Origin of the sequence: Aliiruegeria sabulilitoris (assembly GCF_001558155.1) — a bacterium.
Taxonomy (GTDB): domain Bacteria; phylum Pseudomonadota; class Alphaproteobacteria; order Rhodobacterales; family Rhodobacteraceae; genus Tropicimonas; species Tropicimonas sabulilitoris.
In genome coordinates this window covers 326312-351750 of the sequence record NZ_LOAS01000003.1, presented here as the reverse complement: position 1 = coordinate 351750, position 25439 = coordinate 326312, and the positions used below count along the sequence as shown (strand labels likewise).

Annotated in this window: 22 protein-coding genes, 1 tRNA gene and 1 pseudogene; 13 read left to right on the top strand and 11 right to left on the bottom strand. The window is 62.1% G+C overall.

Annotated elements, in window-relative coordinates; translation table 11 throughout:
- Positions 1-341: 341 nt before the first annotated feature.
- Positions 342-3371 carry a sensor domain-containing protein gene (locus AX756_RS06090; RefSeq protein ID WP_068309549.1) on the bottom strand — a complete coding sequence of 1010 codons (3030 nt, stop codon included), beginning with the start codon at positions 3369-3371 and terminating at the stop codon, positions 342-344.
- 279 nt (positions 3372-3650) lie between these two features.
- On the opposite strand from AX756_RS06090, the gene AX756_RS06085 reads away from it, so the two are divergent.
- Positions 3651-5678, top strand: coding sequence for a methyl-accepting chemotaxis protein (locus AX756_RS06085; protein WP_082738956.1), 2028 nt, complete (start codon positions 3651-3653; stop codon positions 5676-5678).
- A gap of 717 nt (positions 5679-6395) precedes the next feature.
- Here AX756_RS06085 and AX756_RS06075 read toward each other — a convergent pair.
- The 3 genes from AX756_RS06075 to AX756_RS06065 all read right to left on the bottom strand — a co-directional run bounded on the left by AX756_RS06075 (position 6396) and on the right by AX756_RS06065 (position 9889).
- Positions 6396-7670, bottom strand: coding sequence for a DUF2254 domain-containing protein (locus AX756_RS06075; RefSeq protein ID WP_068309547.1), 1275 nt, complete (start codon positions 7668-7670; stop codon positions 6396-6398).
- A gap of 557 nt (positions 7671-8227) precedes the next feature.
- The gene (locus tag AX756_RS06070) at positions 8228-8974 is read right to left on the bottom strand and encodes an SDR family NAD(P)-dependent oxidoreductase (protein WP_068309546.1); all 747 of its coding nucleotides are present in this window, start codon (positions 8972-8974) and stop codon (positions 8228-8230) included.
- Between the two features lie 195 nt (positions 8975-9169).
- Entirely contained in the window at positions 9170-9889 is a 720-nt protein-coding gene (locus AX756_RS06065) for a FadR/GntR family transcriptional regulator (RefSeq protein WP_068309545.1), read from the bottom strand.
- A 425-nt stretch (positions 9890-10314) separates the two neighbouring features.
- Here AX756_RS06065 and AX756_RS06060 point away from each other — a divergent pair, with 425 nt between their 5' ends.
- From AX756_RS06060 to AX756_RS06050, 3 genes are all read left to right on the top strand, one after another.
- The gene (locus AX756_RS06060) at positions 10315-11301 is read left to right on the top strand and encodes a TRAP transporter substrate-binding protein (protein WP_068309544.1); all 987 of its coding nucleotides are present in this window, start codon (positions 10315-10317) and stop codon (positions 11299-11301) included.
- Positions 11302-11370: 69 nt separating this feature from the next.
- A complete protein-coding gene (locus tag AX756_RS06055; RefSeq protein ID WP_068309543.1) occupies positions 11371-11910 on the top strand; it encodes a TRAP transporter small permease in 540 nt (179 codons plus the stop codon).
- 3 nt (positions 11911-11913) lie between these two features.
- Positions 11914-13197: a TRAP transporter large permease gene (locus tag AX756_RS06050; protein WP_068309542.1), complete on the top strand. Its 1284-nt coding sequence runs from the start codon at positions 11914-11916 to the stop codon at positions 13195-13197.
- A gap of 166 nt (positions 13198-13363) precedes the next feature.
- Here AX756_RS06050 and AX756_RS06045 read toward each other — a convergent pair whose 3' ends face one another.
- From AX756_RS06045 to AX756_RS06025, 5 genes and pseudogenes are all read right to left on the bottom strand, one after another.
- A complete protein-coding gene (locus AX756_RS06045; protein ID WP_068309541.1) occupies positions 13364-13906 on the bottom strand; it encodes a GNAT family N-acetyltransferase in 543 nt (180 codons plus the stop codon).
- Positions 13907-13939: 33 nt separating this feature from the next.
- A complete protein-coding gene (locus tag AX756_RS06040; RefSeq protein WP_068309540.1) occupies positions 13940-14305 on the bottom strand; it encodes a hypothetical protein in 366 nt (121 codons plus the stop codon).
- A gap of 87 nt (positions 14306-14392) precedes the next feature.
- Positions 14393-14662 (bottom strand): 50S ribosomal protein L27, encoded by a 270-nt coding sequence (rpmA, locus tag AX756_RS06035; RefSeq protein ID WP_068309539.1) that lies wholly within the window; start codon positions 14660-14662, stop codon positions 14393-14395.
- 22 nt (positions 14663-14684) lie between these two features.
- Positions 14685-15047, bottom strand: a pseudogene (gene rplU / locus AX756_RS06030) (50S ribosomal protein L21); the annotation flags it as partial.
- A 240-nt stretch (positions 15048-15287) separates the two neighbouring features.
- Positions 15288-16148, bottom strand: a complete 861-nt coding sequence (locus AX756_RS06025) for a DUF2059 domain-containing protein (RefSeq protein ID WP_163886642.1) — start codon at positions 16146-16148, stop codon at positions 15288-15290.
- Positions 16149-16306: 158 nt separating this feature from the next.
- On the opposite strand from AX756_RS06025, the gene AX756_RS06020 reads away from it, so the two are divergent.
- From AX756_RS06020 to AX756_RS06005, 4 genes are all read left to right on the top strand, one after another.
- Positions 16307-16396, top strand: a tRNA-Ser gene (locus tag AX756_RS06020).
- A gap of 225 nt (positions 16397-16621) precedes the next feature.
- On the top strand, positions 16622-17662 hold the full coding sequence (obgE, locus tag AX756_RS06015; RefSeq protein WP_068309536.1) for a GTPase ObgE: 1041 nt from the start codon (positions 16622-16624) through the stop codon (positions 17660-17662).
- Positions 17663-17679: 17 nt separating this feature from the next.
- On the top strand, positions 17680-18774 hold the full coding sequence (gene proB, locus AX756_RS06010; protein WP_197431059.1) for a glutamate 5-kinase: 1095 nt from the start codon (positions 17680-17682) through the stop codon (positions 18772-18774).
- A 164-nt stretch (positions 18775-18938) separates the two neighbouring features.
- Positions 18939-20192, top strand: coding sequence for a glutamate-5-semialdehyde dehydrogenase (locus tag AX756_RS06005; protein ID WP_068309582.1), 1254 nt, complete (start codon positions 18939-18941; stop codon positions 20190-20192).
- A gap of 18 nt (positions 20193-20210) precedes the next feature.
- Here AX756_RS06005 and AX756_RS06000 read toward each other — a convergent pair whose 3' ends face one another.
- Complete coding sequence (locus AX756_RS06000) at positions 20211-20816, bottom strand: histidine phosphotransferase family protein (protein WP_068309534.1); 606 nt, start codon at positions 20814-20816, stop codon at positions 20211-20213.
- 29 nt (positions 20817-20845) lie between these two features.
- Here AX756_RS06000 and AX756_RS05995 point away from each other — a divergent pair, with 29 nt between their 5' ends.
- The 3 genes from AX756_RS05995 (at position 20846) to olsA (ending at position 22814) form a co-directional block, all read left to right on the top strand.
- A complete protein-coding gene (locus AX756_RS05995) occupies positions 20846-21025 on the top strand; it encodes a DUF3553 domain-containing protein (RefSeq protein WP_231700990.1) in 180 nt (59 codons plus the stop codon).
- Between the two features lie 155 nt (positions 21026-21180).
- Complete coding sequence (gene olsB / locus AX756_RS05990; RefSeq protein WP_068309532.1) at positions 21181-21957, top strand: L-ornithine N(alpha)-acyltransferase; 777 nt, start codon at positions 21181-21183, stop codon at positions 21955-21957.
- The gene (gene olsA / locus AX756_RS05985) at positions 21954-22814 is read left to right on the top strand and encodes a lyso-ornithine lipid O-acyltransferase (RefSeq protein WP_082738955.1); all 861 of its coding nucleotides are present in this window, start codon (positions 21954-21956) and stop codon (positions 22812-22814) included. The genes olsB and olsA overlap by 4 nt, the downstream gene beginning before the upstream one ends.
- 4 nt (positions 22815-22818) lie before the next feature.
- On the opposite strand, the gene AX756_RS05980 is transcribed toward olsA, so the two are convergent.
- The gene (locus tag AX756_RS05980) at positions 22819-23433 is read right to left on the bottom strand and encodes a thiamine phosphate synthase (RefSeq protein WP_068309531.1); all 615 of its coding nucleotides are present in this window, start codon (positions 23431-23433) and stop codon (positions 22819-22821) included.
- Between the two features lie 126 nt (positions 23434-23559).
- Between AX756_RS05980 and AX756_RS05975 the strand changes: the two genes are divergently transcribed.
- Positions 23560-24282: an RNA methyltransferase gene (locus tag AX756_RS05975; RefSeq protein WP_068309530.1), complete on the top strand. Its 723-nt coding sequence runs from the start codon at positions 23560-23562 to the stop codon at positions 24280-24282.
- An 11-nt stretch (positions 24283-24293) separates the two neighbouring features.
- Positions 24294-25439 (top strand): heme A synthase, encoded by a 1146-nt coding sequence (ctaA, locus tag AX756_RS05970; protein ID WP_068309529.1) that lies wholly within the window; start codon positions 24294-24296, stop codon positions 25437-25439.

The window sequence follows — 25439 nt, the reverse complement described above, 5'->3', positions numbered from 1 at the left end:
TCGATTCATCGTCAATCCGATCCACCAGATGCCGGGACTGAACACCTAGCCTTGGCTGCCCGCCGGGCACGGGGGTAACGCCGCGGCGCTAGCCTGCCTGCGCTTCGTCGAGATCGAACGGAACGGCACGGAGTCTTAACACGGTGATTCCTGCAGTCGCATCCGGACGTCGCTTCCCGTTTGTCGCCTGCGAACCGGCATTCCCTAAGTGGCGCGGAAGCTGGCGCGATGTTGTCGGGACTTGCCGTGCCTATCAGGCGTGGATTGCGAGGTGCCATCTTTTGACGCATGAGGCGGCGCACGCGCTATTTTCGCAAGCCGATGGCAGGAGACTGCCGGCTTCAGTGGGCACAGGTTTTTTCGAGTTCCAGCGCGAAGGTCAGGAAACGTTCCTCGCTCAATGGACAGGAAAAAAGGTAGCCTTGCAGGACGTTGCAGCCGATTTCGCGCAGGGCCTTGGCCTGTTGCTCGGTTTCGACGCCCTCGGCCACGGTGTTGATGCCGAGCGTATTCGCGATCTCGACGATCGCGCGCACAAGTTTCCGGGCCCGGTCGTCGCTCGCAACGGGGAACACGATTCTCTTGTCGATCTTCAAAGCCGAAGGCGCGATCTCCATCAACCCGATGATCGAGGCGTGGCCCGATCCGAAATCGTCGATCTCGATATCGATGCCGGCCGCGCGAATCTTCGCCAGATGGTCGCGGAAGGCGGCATTCTCTTCCTCGATCAGGATCGACTCGAGCAATTCAAAGGTTACCCGCGTGTTGCTGGCAGCCATCTGCGCGGCCAGGGCCACCACGCCAGGATCGTGCATCCGGCCAGAGGAGACGTTGAAGCTGATCTTAGGAACCTCAAGCCCCCTTTCGCGCCATCGTCCGAGGGCTTCGAGCGATTTCTCCATCATGATCCGGTCGATATCCGCGACCAGCCGCAGTTGTTCGGCGACCTGCAGGAATGCCTCGGGCGTGACCAACCCCTTGGTGGGATGACGCCATCGCAGCAGCACTTCCAGGCCGACAAGACAGCCGGTCTCCGCCGAGATTTGCGGCTGGAAAAAGGGCACGAACTGGTCGCCTTCGATCGCTTCGTGGATCTCGACCGAAAGCCGCCGGTCGCGGAGGAGCGATTGGTGGAGGTCGGGCGTGAAGAACTCCAGGCGATTGCGGCCTGAGACCTTCGCACGATACAGCGCCGCGTCGGCGAACATCTGGATATCCGCCCCATCCCGAGAAAGATCCTGCGAATATGCCACTCCGAAGCTCGCCCCGAAGCGACATTGCCGACCTTCGTATTTCATCGGTTTCTGCAATTCGCTGCGGATACGTCTGACGACGTCCCGCGCGACCGCTTCCGAGGCACTCGGGGCCATAAGAATTGAAAACTCGTCGCCGCCGATGCGCGCCGCGAAATCGCTCGACCGGATGGAACGTTCAAGAATCTCCGCGACGTGGACCAGAACATTGTCGCCAGCCTCATGGCCCAGCGTGTCATTTACATGTTTAAAGTAATCGAGATCGATGCGGATCAGTACCGCGTCTTTCGGCCCTGCCGATCGCGCCCGTTCCAGCCTTTCGCCGATCACCTTGTCATAATATCTCCGGTTCGGCAGGCCGGTCAGCCCGTCATGCAGCGCCTGACGTTCGTTTTCGGCGCGCATCTGCTCGGCGAGATGGTGGGCGTGACGCTGTTCCTGTTCGCGCTCCATGTCGGCGGTGACGTCAAGAAAGGCGCCGGTCCAGATACAGGTACCGTCCGGCTCCTTGCGGGGAACGGAGGATCCGTGGAGCCAGACGATGCCGCGCTCGGGGTGACGAATCCGGAACCGCGCGTGCCAGAGCTCCAGCGTTTCCGCGCTCCTGTGAACGCTCGCGAGGAGGGCCGGGATGTCCTCCGGCACCACCACACGGAACAATTTCATCGAGTCCTTCATGATCTCGACATGGTCGACACCCGCGAAATCCGCGAAGCGCCCACTGCAATAGGGGAAATCGAAGCGACCATCGGGCGACAGCCGGAACTCGTACAGACCGACGGGGGCGACATCGGCCACAAGCGTCAGATGCTCATGCGACCGCCGAAGCGTGTTAGCCGTCTCGGCGAGGCGGGCCTCGTTCTGCTTGAGTTCGTCGATATCCGTGAGACTGCCGCAGATCATGACCGGAAGCCCCTCGGCCGAGCGGTCCACCCGTTGCGCTCGGCCCTTGAACCAACGCCAGTTTCCATCGGCCCGCCGCAACCGGAACGCGCCGCCGAGTTCCTCGATCTCGCCCCGATTCAGGGCCAGGAAGTTATCGTCCATGTCCCGGGCGTCATCGGGATGAAGCAGTTCGAGCAGTTGCCGGAACCCTATCTTGAAATCCGCCGGAAAGCCGAGGATCGTCGCCAGGTGGCCGGCCACGTTTCCCTCACCCGTTTCAGGAATTCGATACCAGGGAACGACACTGCTTTTCTCGGTCGAATGGCGCAGTATATCCGCGGCTTCCAAAGCCTCAAGACGGGTGGCCTGCGCTTTCTTCAGCGCCACGTTCAGTTCGACCTCATGGGCCTTTCTTTCCGAGATATCGACGGTGACGCCACAGACCAGGTTCGAGCGTTTCTCAACCGTTGCCGGAAGCAGGCGCGCAATGCTCGAGCACCAGACATAATGGCCTTCCTCGTGGAGTAGCCTGTGCTCGACCTTTGCAACGTCTTGCTGCCCATGGAGCAAGTCCGCGAGTTCCCGCTGGACGGCTGGAAGATCATCGGGATGAATGCGGGAATACACGTTGGAAGAATGGCCCATATCCCCGTCCATCCGTATTCCGCCGAGGGTCTTGAAGCGCTTGTTGCGGATGAATGTGCCGAAGCTTGGGTTGAGCAACCAGGGCGATATTCCGGCATATTCGGTGGCCAGAAGCAGCAGGTCTTCGCTCTTCTCGGCTTCCTCCCGGGCCGTTTCGGCAAGGCTCAGTGCTTCACGCAGGCGATCTTCGGTCGCCTTGCGGCTCGAGATGTCGGTCAGGTTGCCACAGACGATCGGCTCCGCCCGGCTGCTTTCGCGTTCATAGAGGCGGCCGGTGGCATGGAACCACTTGTAGGACCGATCCTTGCACATCAAACGGAAATCGGTGTCGAAACCGTCATTCTCGCCGGAGAAGGCTTTTCGCATACGTTCGAAATTCTTGCCGACATCATCGGGATGCAGGCGTTTCCTGATCCATTCGTGATCCAGGCTGACCTCGCGCGGGTCGAAGCCGAGAAGATCATAGAACGCATCCGTCGCCCACATCCGCCGGGTCCGCGGGTCCGCAAACCATTGGGCAAAGCCCGCGTGCTTGGCAGCCTGAAACAGGATCTGCTGGTCGAATGGACCCAAGGCACCTTGGTACATCTTGCTGATCGCCCATCTGTCGTCAGTGACACGTCGTCGCCACACCATGGCGTATCCGACAATTGTCTTAACAAATCTCTGACCGGCACCGCCCGCGAAACAGGCAGATGGCGCCGAAATGCGCTCACCTGTTGTTAAGACCTTGACGTTAGGTGATATATCAATCCATCAGATCTGCGTATCCGGTAGAGCTGGTCTGTAATTCCCTTGCGGCCCGCGAATGCTCGTCTCGCCCAGACGCCAGGTTTTGGTGGAGAATGCAGCAAAACGGGCACGTAAATGTTCTCTCACCTACTCTCCAGGGTCTCCGTACGTATCTACATGATCGTCGGGCTGGCCTGTCTGATCACACTCAGCCTGTCGGAAGTCCTTCAAACGGTCGCGGCCGACAGTATCTATGAAATGCGCAAGGATCACCTCCACGACGTTGTCGAAACGGCAACCAGCGTGCTCGTGACTCTCGAGGAGGAAGTGCAGAGTGGCAAGATCGACCGAAAAACCGCCATGGAAGAAGGCAGACGTTTTCTGAACGACATGCGGTTTGATGACGACGGGTACTTTTTCGTCTTCAACTACGATCTTGTCATGGAAGTCATGCGGCCAAATCCGGAACTGGTCGGGAAAAGCCGGGCAACCTACAAGAACGCCGACGGTGTGAACGTATACAAGGAGCTGCGCGATATCGCCCGGGCCGAAGGTCAAGGCTCGTTCAACTATCGCTTCGTTAAGCCCGGTGAGACCGTCCATGAAGACAAGATCAGTTTTGCGCACGACTTCTCCGAATGGGGATGGATCGTCGGCGCCGGCTCGTACTTGTCTGATATCCAGGCCGACATCTGGGTAATGAAAAAGATCAGCCTGATCGTTTCGGCAATCGGGCTCATCCTTCTGGTCGTTCTGTCGACGCTGCTCGTTCGGAGCATCACGCGACCGTTGTCGGCCCTGATGGGGCGGATGCGCGGGATGACCGATGGCGATATCGACGCCGAGGTGCCGCATGTCGGCCGGAACGGCGAACTCGGCGCCATGGCGCGGGCAATCGAGACCTTCAGAGGTGCCATGGTGGAGCGACGGCAACTGGAAAAAGAGCAGGACGAAAAGGACGCCGAGCTCGCCAGGCAACGCGAGGAAGCCCGCGAAAAGGAAATCGAAATGGAGCGGCGCCAGGCCGCCGAGGCCGAACGTCGCCACGAGGAAGAAGAAAATCAACGCAAGGAGAGGGAAGAACAACGCGCCCTTGTGGAAGCGGAGCGCGAACGGCATCGGGCCGATCAGGAGAAAGTCGTGGATGCGCTTTCGGGATCCCTGAGCGCCATGTCGAACGGCGACCTGAGCGTACAGATCGAGGAGGCCTTCCCGCAGGAATACGAGCAGCTCCGGCATAATTTCAACAGCGCCGTCAGCAGGATTGCGGTTCTTGTCGGGTCGATCGTCGAAAGCTCCCTTACCATTCGCAGCGAAAGCGATGCGCTGGACGAGGCGGCCTCCGAGATGTCGCGTCGCACCGAATCCCAGGCGGCGTCTCTGGAAGAAACCGCCGCTGCCATCACCGAACTGACCGCTTCGGTGGAAAATTCCAGCCAGGGTGCGAAGGATGCCGCCAGGACAGTTGTCCTCGCGCGTCAGAGATCCGAAGCCGGCGGAGAAGTCGTCCAGCGTACGATCACGGCGATGACCGAGATCGCGGAGAGCTCGAGAAAGATCTCCCATATCACCAATGTCATCGACGAAATCGCGTTCCAGACCAATCTACTGGCGCTCAATGCCGGGGTGGAAGCCGCGCGTGCGGGGGAAGCCGGGCGCGGCTTCTCGGTCGTCGCGTCCGAGGTCCGGGCCCTTGCTCAACGTTCATCGGAATCCGCCCGCGAGATCAGCGCCTTGATCGCCACCTCGACCGAGCAAGTCGACGGTGGGGTGGAACTCGCCAATTCTTCCGGCACGGCGCTAGAGGAAATCGGCAAGATGATCCTGGACCTGAACGAACTGGTCGAGACGATTGCGGACACCTCGGCCCAGCAATCGACCAGCCTTGCCGAGATTTCCACTGCGGTGAACCGGCTGGACCAGGTCACGCAGCAAAACGCCGCCATGTTCGAGGAGACCACTGCAACAGTCAGCTCGCTCAAGTCGCAAGCCGCGACTCTGGAGGAAAACACCGGCAGCTTCTCGCTGGCAGGCAGGCAACCCCAACGGGCCTCCGTGAAACGTCCGGTCCAAAAGGCCGTGATACGCAAACCTGCTGCCATTCCTGCGGCGAGCACCGCGAACACGGCCGAAAAACTCGATGAGGGCTGGGAACACTTCTGAACGCGTTCGTTCGGGCGCCGGCTCCAATAGCGTGCGGGGCTCCAGGAGCGCTGAGGCTGCCCAACATCTCCATAGCGGAGGTTGGGCAGTTTTGCGCTTGGAAGAAGCCGGTTCGGGGCAGGGGCTCTTCCTCCGGAAACGGATGGTTCGATGCGACCGGTCCCGAGCAGAGTCGATTTTCTGCTGGAGCAGTTCTCCTCGCAGTTCGTTGTCGAAGCATGGACCGAGACGCGGCGCGATACTGATCAAAGGAGACAAAAATGCTTGCTGAGCCAACACCGTCCCGTTCGCCCCCTGTTTTCCGCCCCTGACCGATTTGGTGGAAAGCCAGTGCGGCGGCCAGGATCGCACAGATCCGGATCACGGAGAGCCAGGAGACGCCGGACGCCCTTCTGAATGGCATTCGCCACGTGAAAGGCATGGCAACCGTTACGCGGTGGCTATCTCAGGCCGAAAAACTTGGGCATGGGCCAGGCAAGTAAGCTGCAGCCCGATGTGAGGGCGCCGCAGTTCGATCCTGCCGCGACCAGCAAGACGAGCGCATTGGATCATTTCCCGAATATAGGGCTCCAGGAAACGACCGAGCCACGCGATGGGCAGCACAACGCGCAGTATCCCCCCAAAAACCTTCCGATGCCGCGATCGCCGTGGCCCCGCACGGCTCATGTCGGGAATGAAGAAATGTGGGCCATCATTATGAAAAAATAGGCCTTTGTGCTATTCACCGGAGTGCGGCTCCGCGCCGGCGAGTTCGCGCGACAGCGTGTCCAGCGCTTCGGCCTCGCGTTCGTTGCGCGCCGAGGGCCGCAACCGCGCAACCAGTGAGGCCGCGTGCTCGCAAGCCATCCGGTCCGTTTTGACATAGGGCAAGCTGGCGCCGAAAGAACGATTCAGAAGGGCAGGGAAGGTCAGCCGTTTCTGGCCCATCGGCCCGCGCTCCACCGAGTGAACCCCGCCCTTGTACGTCAGCGCGACATCGAGCGCGGCGTAAAGACGGTTGAGACAATCACATGCGGTGAATGGGTCGTTTACGCCCGAGGACATCGCCCGGGCGATCATCTCGACCAGTTGATCGACGAGGAAGCTGGGGTTCTGGTCCTCGGTGCGCTCGTCTCCAATTGCAAAACAGGCGATCAACGCCGCCACATCCTGCTCATCCGGAGCGGATGCGCTGGCAGTCAGGTAAACTTCCAGCACAGGCATTTCCGCAGTGACGAAATCGCCGGGCTCTGCTCGCAGCAGGATGTGCCAATCCTCGCGCTCAGCGAGTTGTTGGAGACGGTCCGCATCGAGTGTCTGTACATAGCCGGAACGCCCGAGACAGGGCTGGGCATCCGGCGCGCCGGTCGGTGTCATAGCCACTGGCTCCGGCGGATCGGCGTCGATTTCCGCGCGGAGCCCGGCTTCCAGCCGTCGGCCAAGCGCGGAGGCGATATTGCTGACATTGATCGTTTCGGGCACGTGGTGGACGAAATAGATCATCACGCCCATTGAAATCAGCGTCAGCCACAAGGCGGCATTGAGCGACAGGTGGGGCAGGAAAGCTTCCACTTCGCCACCTGCATGCACGGCACGCAGGATCTGGAGGCAGAAGGCGAAGGTGCCGATGAGGATGCCAAGCGACCATTGCGTGCAACGGTCCCTCATGAAGTTTCCGATCAGCCGCGGGCCGAAATTCCCCGAGGCGAAAGACACGGCAACCATGGTCATGGAGAACATCACGCCGGCCACGCCGATCACCGAACTGGCCATCAATGTCAGCAGCCCTCGCGCCCCCTCGACCTGCGTTTGAGAAAACGCGGAGGGCAGGGCGGAGATCAGGGCGGGATAGGCGCGATCCGCCTGCAATGTCAGGGTTGCGATGAGATGTGCCGCGACAAGGCACAGGCCGGGAATGAACCAGTAGCTCGCGCGCAGGTCGCCAATCAGCTTGGCAATCCAGGCCCGCGAGCCGGTCAGTGTCTGACCGGGCCCGGTCTGCCCGGCCTTCACCCCCGTTCCCTTTCATCGGAATGGAAACATGGGATTTCGATCCGCGAGCGCTGGTTCATACATCTAGTGGAAAGCGAAAACGTCATGTGAAATTCCTTCTCGATGGAACCAATACATGCGGCCCGGCCCGGGCTGCGATCTGGGTCCCTGTATGGTAGCCCAGATTTCACGTCGCACCACCGGCATTCGCACGCATCGCAGTGACGGACATGGCGGCGTCTACAGGCAATCGGGATTTGCGAATCCAATCGACAGCATCGCCCTGTTTCAGCGCCACGGACAGGCGGAATGGACAGTCCGCGTGTCGCTCACGCCCGTGCAATGCACCTCGGCGCCCTCGCCAACTGCAGCCAAAGGCTCGCACTCTCGGGAGGCGATGACCCATGGCGCACCATCGCTGCGTTGTTTTCCTGGCGGTCTCGGAAGGGGCGGATGAGCCTGCTCAACGCGTTATATTCGCTCGCGCATTTGCAGCGTCGGGTTTCAGTCCGCCCCCACCTAAATTGGGGGCGGAAGGCCAGCGGGCGTTGGAGAACTGGAGCCCGCCGGCAAACAGATCAGGAGAACAAGGAGCCGCCGTTGATGTCCACGCCCACGCCCGTCATGAAGGCGCTTTCGTCGGAGGCGAGGAAGGCCACGAGGTTGGCCACGTCTTCCGGCAAGCCCTGCCGCTTGACGGGCACGGCGGCCTCATAGGCCTTGCGTGCCTCGGGTTTGGTGTGGATGTTGTGGAAATCGGTGTCGATCATGCCGGGGTTCAGCGCGTTGACACGGATATTCGGACCCAACTCCTTGGCCATTCCGCGGGTCATGGTCAGAACCGCGCCCTTGGAGGCGGCATAGGCGGTCGATCCGGCTCCGCCGCCGTCGCGCGCGGCCTGGCTTGCCATCATCACGATGGAGGAACCCGGGCCCATGTGCGGCACGCAGGCCTGCGCGAGATAAATGGCGGATTTGAAGTTCAGCGCCATCATGTCGTCGATGAACTCCCCGGTCAGGTCCATGAACGGCACGCGGCGGATGATTCCGCCGGCATTCGGCACGGCGATATCAACCTTCCCCCATTCGGCGACGGCCTTCTCGACCAGCGCCTGCACATCTTCGCGCCGCGTCATGTCGCCTTTCATCGCGAAGGCGCGCCCACCGGCCTGCGCAATCTCGGTCACGGCGCTGTCGGCACCCTCGGAGCTGGAATGGTAGTTGATCGCAACCGCGCAGCCTTCCTCGGCCAACCGCATGGCACAGGCGCGTCCGATGTCGCGTCCGCCACCAGTGACGATGGCAACCTTGCCCTGAAGTTTCATTGGGTCTCTCCTTGATACGTTTTTGGGGACGTTTCGCCTTGCCTGTTCCGGAGAAACATGCCGCGTGACGAAACAAATTTTTACATATTCGGCTACAGAATCTTTCCAACCAAGACCAGCGAAATCCAGACGGCCCACCGCTCTTCCGCGAAAAGGTTTCTGCTCGGTTGGCTGAGTCGGTCACCCGCGAGTCAATCAACCGCCCTCGAAGACGCGCTTGCGGGCGTTCTCGACATGGTCCCGCATTGCCTGCCTGGCGGCGGGGGCGTCCTGCCGCTCGATGGCGTCGAGAATTCCGTAATGCTCGGCCTGGACCATTTCCATACGTGCGAGAGATTTGGTCAAGGACAGGTTCCGTGTCAGGTTCATCCCGGTCAGGATGTTTTCACGCATGGAATTGCGCGCCGCAACAAAATACTGGTTGTCGGAAGCCCGGCAGATCGCGGCATGAAGGATTTCATCGGCATCGACGCCAAGCGATCCCTCGGCAACGCATTGGTCGAGCTCCCTGACCGCCGCACGTATCGCTTCCAGATCCGCCTTGCTGCGTCTCTTTGCCGCCAAAAAGGCGGCCTCACCCTCGATTGCGGCGCGAAACTCGAAAGTGCGCTGGATATCCGCGATGGAACCAACCGGCGCAAAATCAAGAATCCCGCCTTCCGGGCGGCGCTTTACATACGAGCCCGACCCCTGTCGGGACTGGATGACATCGTCTTCGCGCAACTGCTTCAGGGCCTGCCGCAAGACCGGGCGAGACACACCGAACTCATCACACAGCGCGTGTTCGGTCGGAAGCTTGCTGCCAACCGGGTAGGTATCGTTCGCAATGCCGGCCAGGATCCTTTCGTAGACCTGGTCGGACAAAGTGCCGGGACGCACGGCCCGCGTTGCGGCACTTTCTTCTGTGACAGCCATTTTTCGGTCCTCCACTCTACACCCGTCGCCGGATTGCGCCTGGCTCTTCCATGATGACGACCGACCGCGTTTGCCCAAAATGTAAGCGCGAGATCCATATTTGTAAAACAGAACAAATGTCCTAGGCTACGGCATTGCTTGATGTCGATTTGTTCGAACGCGAGAACGGATAATCTCGCTCTGCGCGGCGCGGCGAAGGTAGGGTCAAATTCCCGCAAACTGCGGTGCTGGCGGTCGTTCCGGTCGGCTATCAGGCCGAAACCCCATTGTTTTATGACCTGATTACAAATGCATAACCGCCAAACCCAGCACTGCAAGGCACTCAACAACTAGCATATCAATGTGCCGCACCTTTTGTAGTTGTAAAATTTTGTTCCGCCGGTAGGGTGCGCCACATCGATACGAATGACCGAAGGGAGGATTCCATGGCATTCTCGAAGTTCACTGTTTTCGCGAGCGCGATCACTCTGGCTGCCGTTGTTGCAGCACCGATGGCCAACGCCAAGGATTGGCGCGGCTGGAATATCCACGTCGAGGACTATCCGGTGTCTCATGGCATGGAGGCCTTCATGGCCGAAGTGACCGAAAAGACCGGTGGCGAGATCAAGGGCAAGGTGTTCCACCAGGGCGTGCTCGGTTCGCAACCCGACGCCATCGAGCAGGTGCGTCTGGGCATCATCGATTTCGCCGAATTCAACCTCGGCCCGATGGGGCAGGCGGTTCCGGAAGCCAACGTGGTTTCGCTGCCCTTCATCTTCAAGAGCATCGATCAGATGCACCGCGCCATGGACGGCGCGCCGGGTGAAGCGCTTTCCACGGCGCTGGCCGATAAGGGCCTGATCGCGCTTGGCTACTACGACGCCGGCGCGCGCTCCTTCTACAACTCCAAGGGCCCGATCAACACGCCCGCGGACGTCGAAGGCATGAAGGTTCGCGTGATGAACAACGACTTGTTCGTCAACATGATCGCGGCTATGGGCGGCAACGCCACCCCGATGGCCTTTGCCGAGGTTTACCAGTCGCTCAAGACCAACGTGGTCGATGGCGCCGAGAACAACCCGCCGTCCTACGAGTCGACCGCCCACTACGAAGTGGCCCCGTTCTACTCGATGTCCGAGCACCTGATCATTCCCGAAGTCCTGGTCGTCTCCAAGAAGGCCTGGGAAGGTCTGACCCCGGAACAGCAGGAAATCGTCAAGGTTGCCGGCAAGAACTCGACCATGCTCCAGCGTGAGCTCTGGGCCGAGCGTGAAGCCAAGTCGATGGAAGTCGTCAAGGCCGCCGGTGTCCAGGTCAACATGATCGAGGACAAGACCCCGTTCCAGGAAGCCATGGCTCCGGTTTATGAAACCTACCTGACCAACAACCCGGATATGAAAGGGATCGTCGAGCTCTTCCAGAACTTCGAATGATCCGTAACTAGACACCACCGCGGCGCCCCGGATTGTCCGGGGCGCCAGCCAACCAAGAAAGCAAGGGGCATGTCAAACAGCCTTTCCTTCGTGCACAGGATCGAGGGGTTGCTCGATCTCCTCTCCAAGCTCTGTCTCATTATCTGCGCCGTCGCTCTCGCCACCCTGGTCGCCACTTTCGGCTGGCTGGTGTGGGGGCGCTACGTCATGAACGTCACTCCGACCTGGGTCGAGCAACTCGGGCTCCTTCTGGTCGGGTATATCGCCTTTCTCGGCGCCGCCGTGGGCATCCACGAGCAATTTCACCTCAGCGTGACACTCTTCCGCGACGCCTTCGGGCCCAAGGGCACCGGGCTTCTACGCTTCGTTATCGACATCATCCTGGCCTCCTTCGGCTGCGTGATGTTCATTGCCGGGCTTGAGCTCTTCGCCTTTGGCTGGGAAACGATGCTGCCCATGCTCAACATCCCCGAAAGCTTCCGAACGCTTGCCTTCGTCCTCTGCGGCGGGCTGATCACGATCTTCGCCGGCTTCCGTGCCGTTTTCCGCGTCATCTACTGGAAAAACGGGGAAACCTATCCTGACCCCGTCCACCACGAGGAGTCATAATCGATGGGTCTTGCCATTCTTCTCGGCATTTTTGCCGGCGCGGTTGTGATCGGCGTGCCCGTCGCTTTCGCAATGGGCATCGCTGCGGCCTCGGCCTTCTGGTACGAAGGCTTCCCGCTCCTGATCACCTTCCAGCGTACGATGTCGGGCATCTCCGTTTTCGCGCTGCTGGCCATCCCGTTCTTCGTCTTCGCCGGCGAGATCATGCTCCACGGCGGCATCGCCATCCGGCTGGTTCGTTTCGCCGGCGCGCTGGTCGGCCATATCCGCGGCGGCCTCGCAACGGTGAACATCCTGTCGTCCATGCTCTTTGGCGGCATCTCCGGCTCGGCCATCGCCGACATCTCGGCGCTCGGCTCGATCCTGATCCCGGTGATGAAGGAAAAGGGATATCGCGCGGATTACGCGGTCAACGTGACCGTGACATCCTCCATCGCGGGGATCGTCATCCCACCATCGCATAACATGATCATCTACGCGGTGGCGGCAGGGGGCGGCATCTCGGTGTCGAAACTCTTCCTCGCGGGCGTCGTGCCCGGCGTGATGATGTGCCTGTGCCTCGCGGTCGCGGCCTACTGGATCGCAATCAAGCACAAGTATCCCGCCGAGCCCTTCCCCGGCTGGAGAGAGGTCGCCCGCACGGGCGCAATCGCCATCCCTGGCCTGGTCACCGCTGTGATCATCGTCGGCGGCGTGCTCTCGGGCATCTTCACGGTGACCGAATCCGGTGCCTTCGGCGCGATCTATGCCGTGGTGCTGACCTCGGTCTTCTACCGCACGCTGGGCTGGAAGGAATTCACCATCGCGCTGACCTCCGCCGTGCGGACGACGGCCATGGTGATGATCCTGATCGGCTTTGCAGGCGCCTTCGCCTACCTGCTGGCGCTCTACCAGGTCCCCGACAAGCTCAGCCAACTGCTGCTTGGCATCTCCGACAAGACCTGGATGATCCTGCTGATGATCAACCTGATGCTGCTGGTCTTGGGCATGATTATGGATATGGCGGCGCTGATCTTGATCTGTACGCCGATCTTCCTGCCAATCGCCAAGGACCTCGGCATGGACCCGATCCAGTTCGGCATCATGATGCTGGTGAACCTGGGCCTCGGCCTGTGCACACCGCCGGTTGGTACCTGCCTCTTCGCGGGCTGCGCGGTTGGCCGGATCCGGATCGAGGACGCGGTGAAATCGATCCTGCCCTTCTACGTTGCCATCCTGGCGGCGCTGATCCTCGTGACCTATGTCCCGGCGATCTCGATGACCCTGCCATCGATGATGGGGGAATAACCGAAAAGCCCGGCTCTCTATCTTCCCTTGCCGGGTTGCGCCGGCGCCATGTCCTGGGCAATGAACATGGCGCCGGTTGTTTGCTTTCTGGAAGAGGTTTTCGGCTTGCCGGCTATGGATGCGTCCAATTGTAGGGAAGCTGCTCGGTCCGGTGTGGAGGGCCGTATCAGAATTTCTTCAGATAGGTCCAGGTCGCCACGTTGGCGCCGCGGGCAACCGAGAATGTCTCGGCATCGCCAAGATACTGAAAACCGACATTTGTAAGGATGCGGGCCGAGAAGGGGTTGTCCTGGAACACCTCGGCAAAGACCGTGTCGCAATTCTGCGGATTGGCGGCCAGAAGCGTACTGACAGCTTCGGACGCAAGCCCGCTATGCCACAGGATCGGCGCGACCCAGTAACCGATTTCCGATTGATGCGGCGCATCTTCCATACGCGAAAGCGAGATGACGCCCACGAGCTCACCCAGACCGGCACCGGTTCCATCCAGCGCCCAGACATCTTCGTTGCGGTCTTGTGCATGACTCCGTGCGATGAAGGCTTCGGCCGCGCCAGGCGGCAGCGGGTGGGGGATCGAACGCGTGCTGGTCGCAATACGCTCGTCGCCGGCATAGAGCTCCAAAAGGCCCTTGTCGGAACGCTGCAACGGGCGCAGCGTGATCCGTTCTGCCTGTATCACCGGTTGCCCGGTTATCGTCTTCAATTCCATTTCGTTTCCCTCCTCCCGGGAAGCGTCACAGACTTACCGCCTCAAAGTCGCGCGTTCCCCTCCCAAGGTACGCGTGACAAGGCCGGGAACTCCGAAATTTGCCATACAGATGGCGACGAGGATCGCGCCCTGCAAGGCCAGCAGGGCCGGATCGGCCCCGTGAAAGCTGCTCATCGCCCATTCAAGTGGTTGAATAACCAAGCGATACAGGAATCCGGGCAGGCCGGTGGCGATCGCGTCGGGCTGCAGGCGAACCTGCGCGCCCTTGAAGGCCATCCAGCTGACCTGGGCCAGCGACGCCCAGAGCATCGCCCAGAAAAACGGACGCACGCTCCGCATCCGCGCCTTGCAGCGCAGAGAAGTGATCTGATCCTGTCTGTTGCGAAATGCAGCAGTCATTACATTGCCCTGTTTGCGGTGAATCGCTGGGGGGACCGGCTTTATCGCCGGTCCCCCCTAACAAAGACTGAACGTCCGGGTTTCGGCTTATTCCGCAGCTTCTGCAGCCGGAAGTACGGAGATGAAGGTCCGGCCCTTGAGGCCCTTGTGGAACTTCACGGCGCCTTCGGCCGTGGCGAAGATCGTGTGATCCTTGCCCTGGCCCACGCCTTCGCCCGGCCACCACTTGTTGCCGCGCTGACGCACGATGATATTGCCGGGAATGACGGCTTCGCCGCCGTATTTCTTCACACCAAGGCGGCGACCGTCGGAGTCGCGACCGTTACGGGATGAACCGCCTGCTTTTTTATGTGCCATATCGCTAGTCTCCTATATCTCAGGCTTCGGCCGGGGCCTTGGCTGCGCCGACGGCCGCTTTCACGCCGGTATCGCCTGCGCCCGATTCGAGGATCTCGGTCACGCGCAGCAGGGTGAGCTGCTGGCGGTGGCCACGGGTCCGCTGGGAGCCGTGCTTACGGCGACGCTTGACGAAGGTGATCTTCTTGACGTCCTTGATCTGGTCGATGACCTCGGCCTGCACGGCCGCGCCGTCGATCAGCGGGGCACCAACAGTGCCGCCAACCATCAGAACGTCATTGAATTGAACGGTTTCGCCGGCGGTAGCCGCCAGCTTCTCGACGCGAAGCACATCGCCCTTCTGGACGCGATATTGCTTGCCGCCGGTTTTCAGGACCGCAAACATGGGCCTTTTCCTCTTCATGTATCCGCGTCGCTCTGGCCCCCAGATCTGGGCGTTAAGGCCGGTTGCCGGCACCTCGGACTGCGCGCCCTTTCAAACGGGCGTAGTTCTTGTTCCCGCGGCAGTGCATCCGCCAACGGAGGCCTGCATATGGGCCAGAAAGGGCAACGGGTCAAGGAATTCCTCGTCATTTTACGCCCCTTGGAGCACAAAACGTCCGAGTTTTGCGGCTCCCGCGCGGGTTCAGAGGTCCGAGCCTCCCATGAACTGCGCCGCAGCGAGCCCCATTTCGCGCGAAACCACGCGGAACACAACATCGAACCCAGAAAACAGCACGGAATTGACCTGTCTGCCGGGTGTGGACGTGCTGAACGCAATATAGCGCTCGATCTCGGCGTCGCTCAACGGCTGGTAGGCCATGGCCAGATAGGACATGACCCAGATGCCGGAATCGAGCCGGATCGTCTCCTCCTGGGACCAGAGCTCGCGCAGCATCTCTTCCTCGCTGCGAAACTCTCCAAAGGCGCCCGCCGCGTTGAGGCCGGTATAGAAGGCATAGCTGGCGTTCAGCGCGGCGATGACATTGTTCTCGACCAGGTCATTGATCTCGACGAATTCCTCCAGCAGCGCGATGCGCGGCGAACCGTCATCCTGCAGCATGGCCAGATAGTCCTGTGCAGCGCTCTCCACCGACGGCTGCAGCATCGCCTCGCGCGCCGAAATCTCCAGCGTCAGGATCCGCTGCCCGAGATCGCTGTCGAAAAAGGCGGCGGCGCCCTCGACCATGCCCTCGGGCATGCTCGCAGCCATTGCGTCGGCCAACATGTCGGTCATCCGCTCGGGGTCATAGATCTGGCGAACGAGATCCGGCCAACGCTCCTTCCCGCGCCCCGGAAACATGTCCTTTTCCAGGTCCGCCGCGTGGGACAGGCCCTCCATCTGGACGATCTCGAACAGCTCCCGCAAATGCAGGCTTTCGATGAGGGGCGCGATCTCGGCGCGTTGCGCATCGGTGGACTGGACATTGTCTCCCGCCCCGGAAGGCCCGCAAAGCGTCACCACCAGCAGGACGAGGAAGGGCGCCAGAAGCAGTCTTGCGGTCATGATCGGCTCCTGCCCGTGGCGCGGCGCGCCGTTGCGGTGAATCGTTGCTGGCATCCAATTGCCATGTATGTATCAAGTTTCTCGGCCGGCGGCGAGAAAAGCACTTGCGCCTGCGGCCCAAGATTACTAAACCGCGCCCACCCTGACCACGGGAGCGCGGAGAGGTGCCGGAGTGGTCGAACGGGGCGGTCTCGAAAACCGTTGATCCTGCAAGGGATCCCAGGGTTCGAATCCCTGTCTCTCCGCCATTTCCCCCAAGGAAAGCGCATTCCGATCCGGTCGCCGCGGATCTGTTTAGACGAATGAAGGGTTGCGCGCGAACCGACGGCTTTGTCGTCAGTCTTCGCAACGTTCAGCCGATGCGGAACGCATGGATCGCTTGTGTTTTTCAACCACGCATGGCAATTCCGCGGCTTGAAACGTGGATGCCGGCCTGTGCTGCCGGCCCGACCCTCCCGTAGAAAGGAACCGGAATGAAATTCCTCGATCTTGCAAAGGTCTACATACGTTCCGGCGCCGGGGGCGGCGGGGCCGTATCGTTTCGGCGGGAGAAATATATCGAGTATGGCGGACCCGATGGCGGCGATGGCGGCAAGGGGGGCGACGTTGTGGCCGAGGTGGTCGAGGGGCTGAACACGCTGATCGATTTCCGCTACCAGCAGCACTTCTTTGCCAAGAACGGCATTCCGGGCATGGGCAAGCAGCGCACCGGTGCCGATGGTGCCGATATCGTGCTGCGCGTGCCGGCTGGCACCGAGATCCTGGACGAGGACGAAGAGACGGTGATTGCCGATCTGGCCGCCGTAGGCGACCGGGTCGTGCTGGCCAGGGGTGGCAATGGCGGCTTTGGCAACCTGCATTTCAAAAGCTCGACCAACCAGGCGCCGCGCCGGGCCAATCCAGGCCAGCCGGGGATCGAGCGCACGATCTGGCTGCGGCTGAAGCTGATCGCAGATGCGGGGCTGTTGGGGCTGCCCAATGCGGGCAAATCGACCTTCCTGGCGGCGACCTCCAATGCCCGGCCCAAGATCGCCGATTACCCGTTTACCACGCTGCACCCCAATCTGGGCGTTGTCGGCGTGGACAATGCCGAGTTCGTCGTGGCCGATATTCCGGGCCTGATCGAAGGCGCGAGCGAAGGGCGGGGGATCGGCGACCGGTTCCTTGGTCATGTCGAGCGCTGCGCGGTGCTTCTGCATCTCGTCGATGGCACTTCCGAGGACGTCGCCACCGATTACCACACGATCATCGGCGAGTTGGAAGCCTATGGTGGCGCGCTGGCCGAAAAGCCGCGGGTGACGGTTCTCAACAAGATCGACGCGCTGGACGACGAGGAGCGCGCCGAGAAGATCGCGGCGCTGGAGGAAGCTTCCGGCGGGCGGGTCTATGCGATGTCCGGGGTGAGCCGGGACGGGGTGATACAGGTCCTGCGCGCGTTGCGCTCCGAGATCGATGCTGCGCGCCGCGCCGAGGCTGCGCCGGACGAAGAGGAGGACGGGACGTGGAAACCGTAACGGCCGACAAACCCCGGATCGCTGCCGCCGAACGTTTGGTGGTCAAGATCGGCTCGGCGCTTCTGGTGGACCGCGTGACCGGAGACCTGCGCGAGGAATGGCTCGCGGGACTGGCTGAAGATGTCGCCGCCGCACAGGCGCGCGGGGCAGGGGTGATCCTGGTCTCGTCGGGTTCCATCGCGCTCGGCCGGGCGACCTTGGGGCTGCCTTCCGGAGAGTTGCCGCTTGAGCAATCCCAGGCTGCGGCAGCGGTGGGGCAGATCGAACTGGCACGGGCCTATCGGCTGGCGCTGGCCCCGCATGGGATCAAGGCGGCGCAGGTTCTTGTCACGCTGGAGGATTCCGAGGACCGGCGGCGCTATCTCAACACCCGCGCGACGCTGGAGACGCTGCTGGGTTTCGGCGTGGTGCCGATCGTCAACGAGAACGACACCATCGCCACCGACGAGATCCGCTTCGGCGACAATGACCGGCTCGCCGCGCAGGTTGCGGTGACGGTTGGGGCAGACCAGCTTGTGCTGCTCTCCGATGTCGATGGTTTCTATACCGCGAACCCGTCGGAAGACCCGACTGCGCTGCGCTACGAGGTAATCGAGAAGATCACCCCTGAAATCGAGGGGATGGCGGGCGACGCAGGCTCAGGCCTGTCCAAGGGCGGGATGAAGACCAAGCTCATGGCCGCCAAGACCGCCACCAAGGCCGGTTGTGCCATGGTGATCTCGGAGGGGTCCGTCACCCGGCCGCTCAAGGCGCTGGATGACGGCGCGAATTGCACGTGGTTCGTGGCCGAGGGCGACCCGCAGGTGGCGCGCAAGCGCTGGATCGCCTCGATGAAACCTCATGGCGCGGTGCGGGTCGATCCCGGCGCGGCGTCGGCGCTTGCAGGTGGCAGTTCGCTGCTTCCGGCCGGCGTGACGGAAGTGCATGGCAGTTTCGGGCGTGGCGAGCCGGTGGAAATCCTCGGCCCGAACGGCAAGCTGGGGCAGGGTCTCATACGCTACACCTCGAGCGAGGCGCGGATCATCGCCGGGCATCGCTCTGGCGACATCGCCGGGCTGCTGGGTTATCCGGGCCGGGCCGCGCTGGTGCATCGCGACGACATGGCCGTGTGAACGACCGGTCACGGGGGGCGCTGCCCCCCCGGCGCTCTGGCGAGCGCTCCCCCCGGGATATTTGAGAACAGATGATGGATGCGGCGGCCATGCCACGGGCCGTGATTTGCGTTGAGAAAGCGTTTCGAATGACCTATTCAAGCGCTCCGAGAGGGGAGCTTGCGATGAAAGACCATACCGATATTTCCGCCCTGATGACCGAGATGGGCGAGAAGGCGCGAGCGGCGTCCGCAGAGCTTGCCTTTGCCAGCGCCGAGCGCAAGCATGCCGCGCTGGTGGCGGCGGCCGATGCGGTGTGGAAGCGCCGCGCCGAGATTGTCGAGGCCAACGCCAAGGATCTCGAATTTGGCAGCGAGAAGGGGCTCTCGGCGGCGATGATGGATCGCCTGATGCTGGACGAAGGTCGCATTCGCGGCATTGTCGATGGCCTGCTGGCGATTGCGTCGCAGACCGACCCCGTCGGCGAGACCATCGCAGAATGGGACATGGCCTCGGGTCTGCATATTCGCAGGGTGCGCACGCCGCTCGGCGTTGTGGGGGTGATCTATGAGAGCCGGCCCAACGTGACCGCCGATGCCGGCGCGCTCTGCCTGTGGGCGGGCAACGCGGTCATACTACGGGGAGGGTCGGAGAGTTTCCACTCCTCCAGCGCGATCCATGCCTGCCTTGTTGAGGGCCTGAAGGCCGCGAACCTGCCCGAGGCCGCGATTCAGCTCGTGCCGACGCGGGACCGCGAAGCAGTGCGCGAAATGCTTCACATGACCGACACGATCGACGTGATCGTTCCGCGGGGCGGCAAGGGGCTGGTCGGGTTGGTGCAGCGCGAGGCGCGGGTGCCGGTTTTTGCCCATCTTGAAGGGATTTGCCATATCTATGTCGACAAGGCAGCGGATGCCGATAAGGCGCGGGCGGTGGTGCTGAACGCCAAGACGCGGCGGACGGGGATCTGTGGCGCAGCGGAATGCCTGTTGGTTCATCGCGACATCGCCGACACGCTTGGCCAGCAGATCGTCGACGATCTCAAGGCAGCCGGGGTCGAGGTGCGCGCACGCGGGCTTGATGGCTCGGTTGAGGCCGCGGACGATGATTTCGGCACCGAGTTCCTGGACATGATAATCGCCGCAAAAGTTGTTGATAACATTGACGAAGCAATCGACCATATTCGCCGTTTCGGCTCCAGCCACACCGAGGCGATCCTGACCGAGGATGATGATGCGGCGGCACGGTTCTTCCAACGGCTCGACAGCGCAATCCTGATGCGCAACGCGTCGACCCAGTTTGCCGATGGCGCCCAGTTCGGAATGGGCGCCGAGATCGGGATTGCCACCGGCAAGATGCATGCGCGCGGCCCGGTGGGCGCGGCGCAGCTGACGAGTTTCAAATATCTGGTCGAGGGCGACGGCACGACGCGCCCGTAGCGGCGCGCGCCTACAGGCTCAGTAGCTCAGAACAAGCGTGCCTTCGTTCCGGGTGAGCGAGAGCTTGCGGCCGAGCCGCGCCAGCGCCTCGGGCAGAAGCGCGAATTGCACGTTTTTCGGCGAAAGCTCGAAGGGGGCGCCATTGGTCGGAACCGCCCAGAGCGCCTCGTCATATTTGAGCTTCGGACTGTTGGCGGAAAACTGCCATCGGCCGTCGGCACGGTTCACGGTGATCGTGCCACCATAGGGCAGGGCGTTTTCCAGGCAAAGCAGCGTCAGGAAGGCCGCCTTGGCCTCGGCACGGCGACAATCCACGTTCACGGCCCAGTCCAGCTTGGTCCGCGTGTCGCCATAGATGTCCTTTAGGATCGACAGGATCTCGGAACGCGCCGTGCCCTGTTCGGCGGATGCCATGCCAAAGGCGATGCGAAAGAAGCGGATGCGCGCATTTGCGTTGGCCACGCTATCGGAGATCAGGGTCACTTCCGGCCCGCCAGCCCCCGCCATGGACAGCAGTTCCAACCCGTTTCCGATTGCACCTATGGGGCTGATCAGGTCGTGACAGATCCGCGAGCCTATCAGCGAGGAGAGATCGGGTTGAACCAAGGGATCGTTACTGGACATGGGAGGAGTTTCCTGAAGGTATGGAAGCCATGATCGACATGAATACTATTCTCGAACCGGGCATGCTCGTTCGCCATCCAGACCAGCCCGACTGGGGGCTTGGACAGGTGCAATCCCGTGCGGGGCACAGGATAACGGTGAATTTTGAACACGCCGGAAAGGTCGTGCTGGATGGTCGTGTCATCGGTCTGCTTCCGGAAGACGTCTGATAGTTCCGCGCAACAAGCGGAAGGTACACAAAACGCAGTGAAATTAACCGAGCTGTTCGCGGCGTCAACCCGCTGAAAATGGGGAGTGTGGACAAGCCTAGCCGCTTTGCCTAAACACCCTCGGAACCGCAGACAGGCAAGAGACCGCCCCGCGCATGACCGCCGCAGATCCCCAATTCCAAGTCAGGCTGGCCGAGAGCGAGCAGGACATGCTCGCCGCGCAAAGGCTGCGGTACCAGGTCTTTGTGCAGGAATTGCACGGCGACGGGGAGCTCGTCGATCACGCGCTCCGTTTCGAGCGCGATCGGTTCGATCCGTATTACGATCACATGATCCTGGTGGACACAAGGCGCGACGCGGCGGCGCTGGAGCATGTTGTCGGCGTCTATCGGTTGATGCCGGGCGAGCGCGCCGCGGCGGCCGGCGGTTTCTACTGTGCCGGCGAATACGACCTTGCCCTGCTGCAGGGTTCCGGAAAGAGACTGCTGGAGCTGGGCCGCTCCTGCCTACATCCCGAGTATCGCGGCGGGATGGCGCTCTATCACCTGTGGAACGGGCTCGGCCGCTACGTGACCGAGCGTGATATCGAACTGCTCTTTGGAGTGGCGAGTTTTCATGGAACCGACGTAAGGACGTTGGCGCAGCCGCTCTCCTACCTCCATCACTTCCATCTCGCGCCGCCGGATTTGCGCGTGCGTGCGTTGGAAGAAAACTTCACCTCGATGAACATCCTGCCGGAAGACAAGCTCGACCGGGTACAGGCGGTGCGCGAGATCCCGGCGCTGATCAAGGGATACCTGCGACTCGGCGGCTATGTGGGCGAGGGGGCCTTCATCGACCGTCCGTTCAACACGACCGATATCTGCCTTGTCATGGAAACCGACAAGATCTCGCAGAAACAGCGCAACCTCTACACCGGCGGGCGCGGATGAGTTCGGAGGCGACGTGGCGCTCGGCGGATGAGCCCGAGATGCATGCGCCGCGCGGTCTGCGGGACTGGTTGCGCGTGCTGCGCCGGGCAATCCCACTCGCCATCGTCGTTTTCGGCTGCCTGGCGCTTTTGCTTCTTTTGCGGCTGATCGAAAGGCCGATCTTTGGCGAGAACCGCCCCTGGACGCCGGCCATCACGCGGTTCGTCTGCCGTGCCGCCTTCGTGATCCTTGGGATCAAACGCCAGGTGCATGGCTTGCCGATGGAGGGGCGCGGGGCGCAGGTGGCCAACCATGTCAGCTGGCTCGACATCTTCGCGCTGAACGCTTCCGACCGGATCTATTTCGTCTCCAAGGCCGAGGTGGCCGGATGGCCCGGAATCGGCTGGCTGGCGCGGGCCACCGGCACGGTTTTCATCAACCGAGACCGCCGGGAGGCGCGATCGCAGGCGGCGATGTTCGAACGGCGCCTGAAGGCCGGGCACCGCTTGCTGTTCTTTCCGGAGGGCACCAGCACCGACGGACTGCGCGTGCTGCCCTTCAAGACGACCCTGTTTCAGGCGTTCTATGCCGATGACCTGCCCGCGTTCTTGCAGGTCCAGCCGGTCAGCGTGGTCTATCATGCCCCGGAGGGCGAGGATCCGCGCTTCTATGGCTGGTGGGCCGACATGGAGTTCGGCGAGCATTTCCTGAAAGTGCTGCGCCAAAAGCAGCAGGGCTCGGTCGAAGTGATCTATCACCCGCCGGTGGAATTGCACGACATCGGTGGGCGCAAGGCGCTGGCCGCGGTCTGCGAGGAGGCTGTCCGCGAGGGCGTGGCCAGCGCGCGTCTTGCCAACGCCCGCCCCGCCCAGGAGTGATCGATTACAACTTCGCCAGAAGCGTACCGAGCGCCACTGCGGGATCCTCGGCCGACCAGATCTCTGAGCCGATTCCAAAGAAATCGACGGACGGAGAAAGGGTTGCGACCAGTTCCTGATTCAGTGCGCCCTCGGCCACGACAGGAACCTCTATCATTTCCGACCACCACGAGAACAGCTCCAGATCGGCCCGTGTGCCATCGCCGAGCGGAGTGTCCCCGGCCGGACCAAAGGCCACGTAATCGGCACCGGCTTCGCCCGCATTCATCCCGTCATGGCGGGAGGCTCCGCAATAGGCGCCGACAATCGCGTCTTCGCCCAGTTCGGTGCGCGCATCGCGGATGCCGCGCGCCCCGTCGAGATGCACGCCATCGAGGCCCAGCCGCTCGGCCAGGCGCAGATGCTGCGATATGACGATCGCTATATCGCGCTCATGGCAGACCGCGCGGCAGGCATCGGCCGCCCGCGCGATACGATCCTCGTCCTGCGAGGCGAGCGCCAGCCGGAAACAGGCGATCTCGCGCGCGTCCAGAACCCGCGCCAGTTGGTCCGGAAAACGCGACAGCTCGAATTCCGGCGGGCTGATGAGGTAGATCTGCGGATGTTCCTGCTCGGCCATTTTCTCGCTCCGGCTTCTTAAATCGATCCTGCGTCTTCTAGCGCCCTTTTTTCGCCTGCGCCATGCCTGCTTGAAGCCGTGGGGCTGGCGGCGTATCAGGTCCGGGATCGAAATTCAGGAGTGCTCATGTCTCAGCCCAGCTTCATCCTCGTGCGTCCGCAGATGGGCGAGAATATCGGTGGCGCGGCACGGGCGATGCTCAATTTCGGTCTCGACCGGATGCGCCTTGTGGAGCCGCGCGATGGCTGGCCCAACACCCGCGCCGTGGCACTGGCCAGCGGCGCGGCCCGCGTGCTGGACAATGCCGGGCTCTATGGCTCCGTGGCGGAGGCGGTGGCCGATTGCACGCATGTCTATGCCACCACCGCGCGCGGCCGAGAGTTGACCAAGCCGGTGATGACACCGGAACAGGCCATGGCCGAGGCGCGGGCGATCACCGCCGAGGGCGGCAAGGTGGGTGTGCTTTTCGGCCCCGAACGGGCAGGGCTGGAAAACGAGGACGTGGCGCGCGCCCATGCCATCATTACCGTCCCGGTCAACCCGGAATTCTTCTCGCTCAACCTCGCGCAATGCGTGCTGCTGACCGCCTATGAGTGGCGCCGGCAGAGCGAGCAACTGTCCGAGGCGCCCGAGATCGAGCGCGCGCAAATGATTGAAATCGAGAAGCTGGGGGACCATTTCGAGCAGCGACTGGACGATGCCGGCTTTTTCTTTCCCGAAACGAAAGCGGCTGGGATGAAGCTTTCGATCCGGAACATGCTTTCCCGACTGGCCCTGACGCGGGCCGATGTGCAGATATTCCACGGGATGCTGCGGCAGTTGACCCGCCCGCGCCCCAAGGACGATTAAGGAGACCTTTCATGGCCGCCAAGCGCAGCATTTTCGAAGAGGTTGGCGAGGAGCGCCCGAAAGCGCCCGCCGCCCAGCCTGGCATGATCGACCGCGCCGCCCGTGGTGCGCGTGGCGCGATCCGGGTCTGGCTTGGCATCCTCTTTGCCATGGTCGTGGCGATGATCCTCGTCGGCGGGTTGACGCGTCTGACCGACTCGGGTCTCTCGATCACCGAGTGGAAGCCGATCACGGGGGCCGTGCCGCCGATGTCGGTAGAGACCTGGGAGGCGGAATTCGCCAAGTACCAGGAGATCCCGGAATTCCAGATCCAGAACAAGGACATGACGCTGGAGGAGTTCAAGGGCATCTATTGGTGGGAATGGGGCCACCGGCAGCTTGGCCGCGTCATCGGCCTCGTCTGGGCCGTGGGCTTCCTGGGTTTTCTTGCCCTGCGCAAGATCCCGACCGGTTGGACCGGACGGCTGGCAATTCCGGGCATTCTCGGCGGCGTGCAGGGCGCCATCGGCTGGTGGATGGTCTCCAGCGGGCTGGGCGAGGGGATGCTCGATGTCGCCTCCTACCGGCTGGCCACCCATCTCGGCCTCGCCTTCGTCATTCTCGGCCTGCTCTGGTGGTACATGCTCCTGCTCTCGCGCCCTGAACGAGAGCTGATGCAAGCCCGCCGGAACAAGGAAGCGAAGCTCTGGGGCCTGTCGACCGGCCTGCTGCATATCGCCTTCCTCCAGATCCTGCTCGGCGCGCTGGTCGCCGGGATCGATGCCGGCGTGGCCTTCCCGACATGGCCGCTGATGAATGGCTCGGTCTTCCCGCCATCGCCGTTCCTGCTGGAACCGGTCTGGCGCAATTTCTTCGAAGATCCCGGCCTCGTGCAGTTCATGCACCGCACGCTTGGTTATATCGTCTTCGCCTTCGCCATCTTCGCCTGGCGCCGCAGCCGCGCTTCGGCCCATCCACGCACGCGCCGCGCCTTTGACTGGGTGCTGGTGATGTGTTTCGGACAAGTCGTGCTCGGTATCGTCGCCGTGCTGACGCAGGCGCAGTGGCACGTCGCCATCACGCATCTTTTCATCGGCGTCGTTTTCTGGACCCTCATCCTGCGCGCCCGCTTCCTGTCTGGCTACCCGCTGGCCAGTTCCGTTCGCGAAGGGCTCTGA

What these genes read in the sequence shown, in the direction of transcription:
- AX756_RS06070 (WP_068309546.1), bottom strand. Translation starts at nt 8,974, where the DNA reads ATGAAACTTCAGGGCAAGGTTGCCATCGTCACTGGTGGCGGACGCGAC.
- AX756_RS06025 (WP_163886642.1), bottom strand. Translation starts at nt 16,148, where the DNA reads ATGACCGCAAGACTGCTTCTGGCGCCCTTCCTCGTCCTGCTGGTGGTG.
- olsA (WP_082738955.1), top strand. Translation starts at nt 21,954, where the DNA reads ATGAGTTCGGAGGCGACGTGGCGCTCGGCGGATGAGCCCGAGATGCAT.
- rpmA (WP_068309539.1), bottom strand. Translation starts at nt 14,662, where the DNA reads ATGGCACATAAAAAAGCAGGCGGTTCATCCCGTAACGGTCGCGACTCC.
- AX756_RS06090 (WP_068309549.1), bottom strand. Translation starts at nt 3,371, where the DNA reads ATGTACCAAGGTGCCTTGGGTCCATTCGACCAGCAGATCCTGTTTCAG.
- AX756_RS06085 (WP_082738956.1), top strand. Translation starts at nt 3,651, where the DNA reads ATGTTCTCTCACCTACTCTCCAGGGTCTCCGTACGTATCTACATGATC.
- AX756_RS06060 (WP_068309544.1), top strand. Translation starts at nt 10,315, where the DNA reads ATGGCATTCTCGAAGTTCACTGTTTTCGCGAGCGCGATCACTCTGGCT.
- AX756_RS05980 (WP_068309531.1), bottom strand. Translation starts at nt 23,433, where the DNA reads ATGGCCGAGCAGGAACATCCGCAGATCTACCTCATCAGCCCGCCGGAA.
- AX756_RS06055 (WP_068309543.1), top strand. Translation starts at nt 11,371, where the DNA reads ATGTCAAACAGCCTTTCCTTCGTGCACAGGATCGAGGGGTTGCTCGAT.
- AX756_RS06005 (WP_068309582.1), top strand. Translation starts at nt 18,939, where the DNA reads ATGAAAGACCATACCGATATTTCCGCCCTGATGACCGAGATGGGCGAG.
- obgE (WP_068309536.1), top strand. Translation starts at nt 16,622, where the DNA reads ATGAAATTCCTCGATCTTGCAAAGGTCTACATACGTTCCGGCGCCGGG.
- ctaA (WP_068309529.1), top strand. Translation starts at nt 24,294, where the DNA reads ATGGCCGCCAAGCGCAGCATTTTCGAAGAGGTTGGCGAGGAGCGCCCG.
- AX756_RS06050 (WP_068309542.1), top strand. Translation starts at nt 11,914, where the DNA reads ATGGGTCTTGCCATTCTTCTCGGCATTTTTGCCGGCGCGGTTGTGATC.
- olsB (WP_068309532.1), top strand. Translation starts at nt 21,181, where the DNA reads ATGACCGCCGCAGATCCCCAATTCCAAGTCAGGCTGGCCGAGAGCGAG.
- AX756_RS05995 (WP_231700990.1), top strand. Translation starts at nt 20,846, where the DNA reads ATGATCGACATGAATACTATTCTCGAACCGGGCATGCTCGTTCGCCAT.
- AX756_RS06040 (WP_068309540.1), bottom strand. Translation starts at nt 14,305, where the DNA reads ATGACTGCTGCATTTCGCAACAGACAGGATCAGATCACTTCTCTGCGC.
- AX756_RS06000 (WP_068309534.1), bottom strand. Translation starts at nt 20,816, where the DNA reads ATGTCCAGTAACGATCCCTTGGTTCAACCCGATCTCTCCTCGCTGATA.
- AX756_RS06065 (WP_068309545.1), bottom strand. Translation starts at nt 9,889, where the DNA reads ATGGCTGTCACAGAAGAAAGTGCCGCAACGCGGGCCGTGCGTCCCGGC.
- AX756_RS06045 (WP_068309541.1), bottom strand. Translation starts at nt 13,906, where the DNA reads ATGGAATTGAAGACGATAACCGGGCAACCGGTGATACAGGCAGAACGG.
- AX756_RS05975 (WP_068309530.1), top strand. Translation starts at nt 23,560, where the DNA reads ATGTCTCAGCCCAGCTTCATCCTCGTGCGTCCGCAGATGGGCGAGAAT.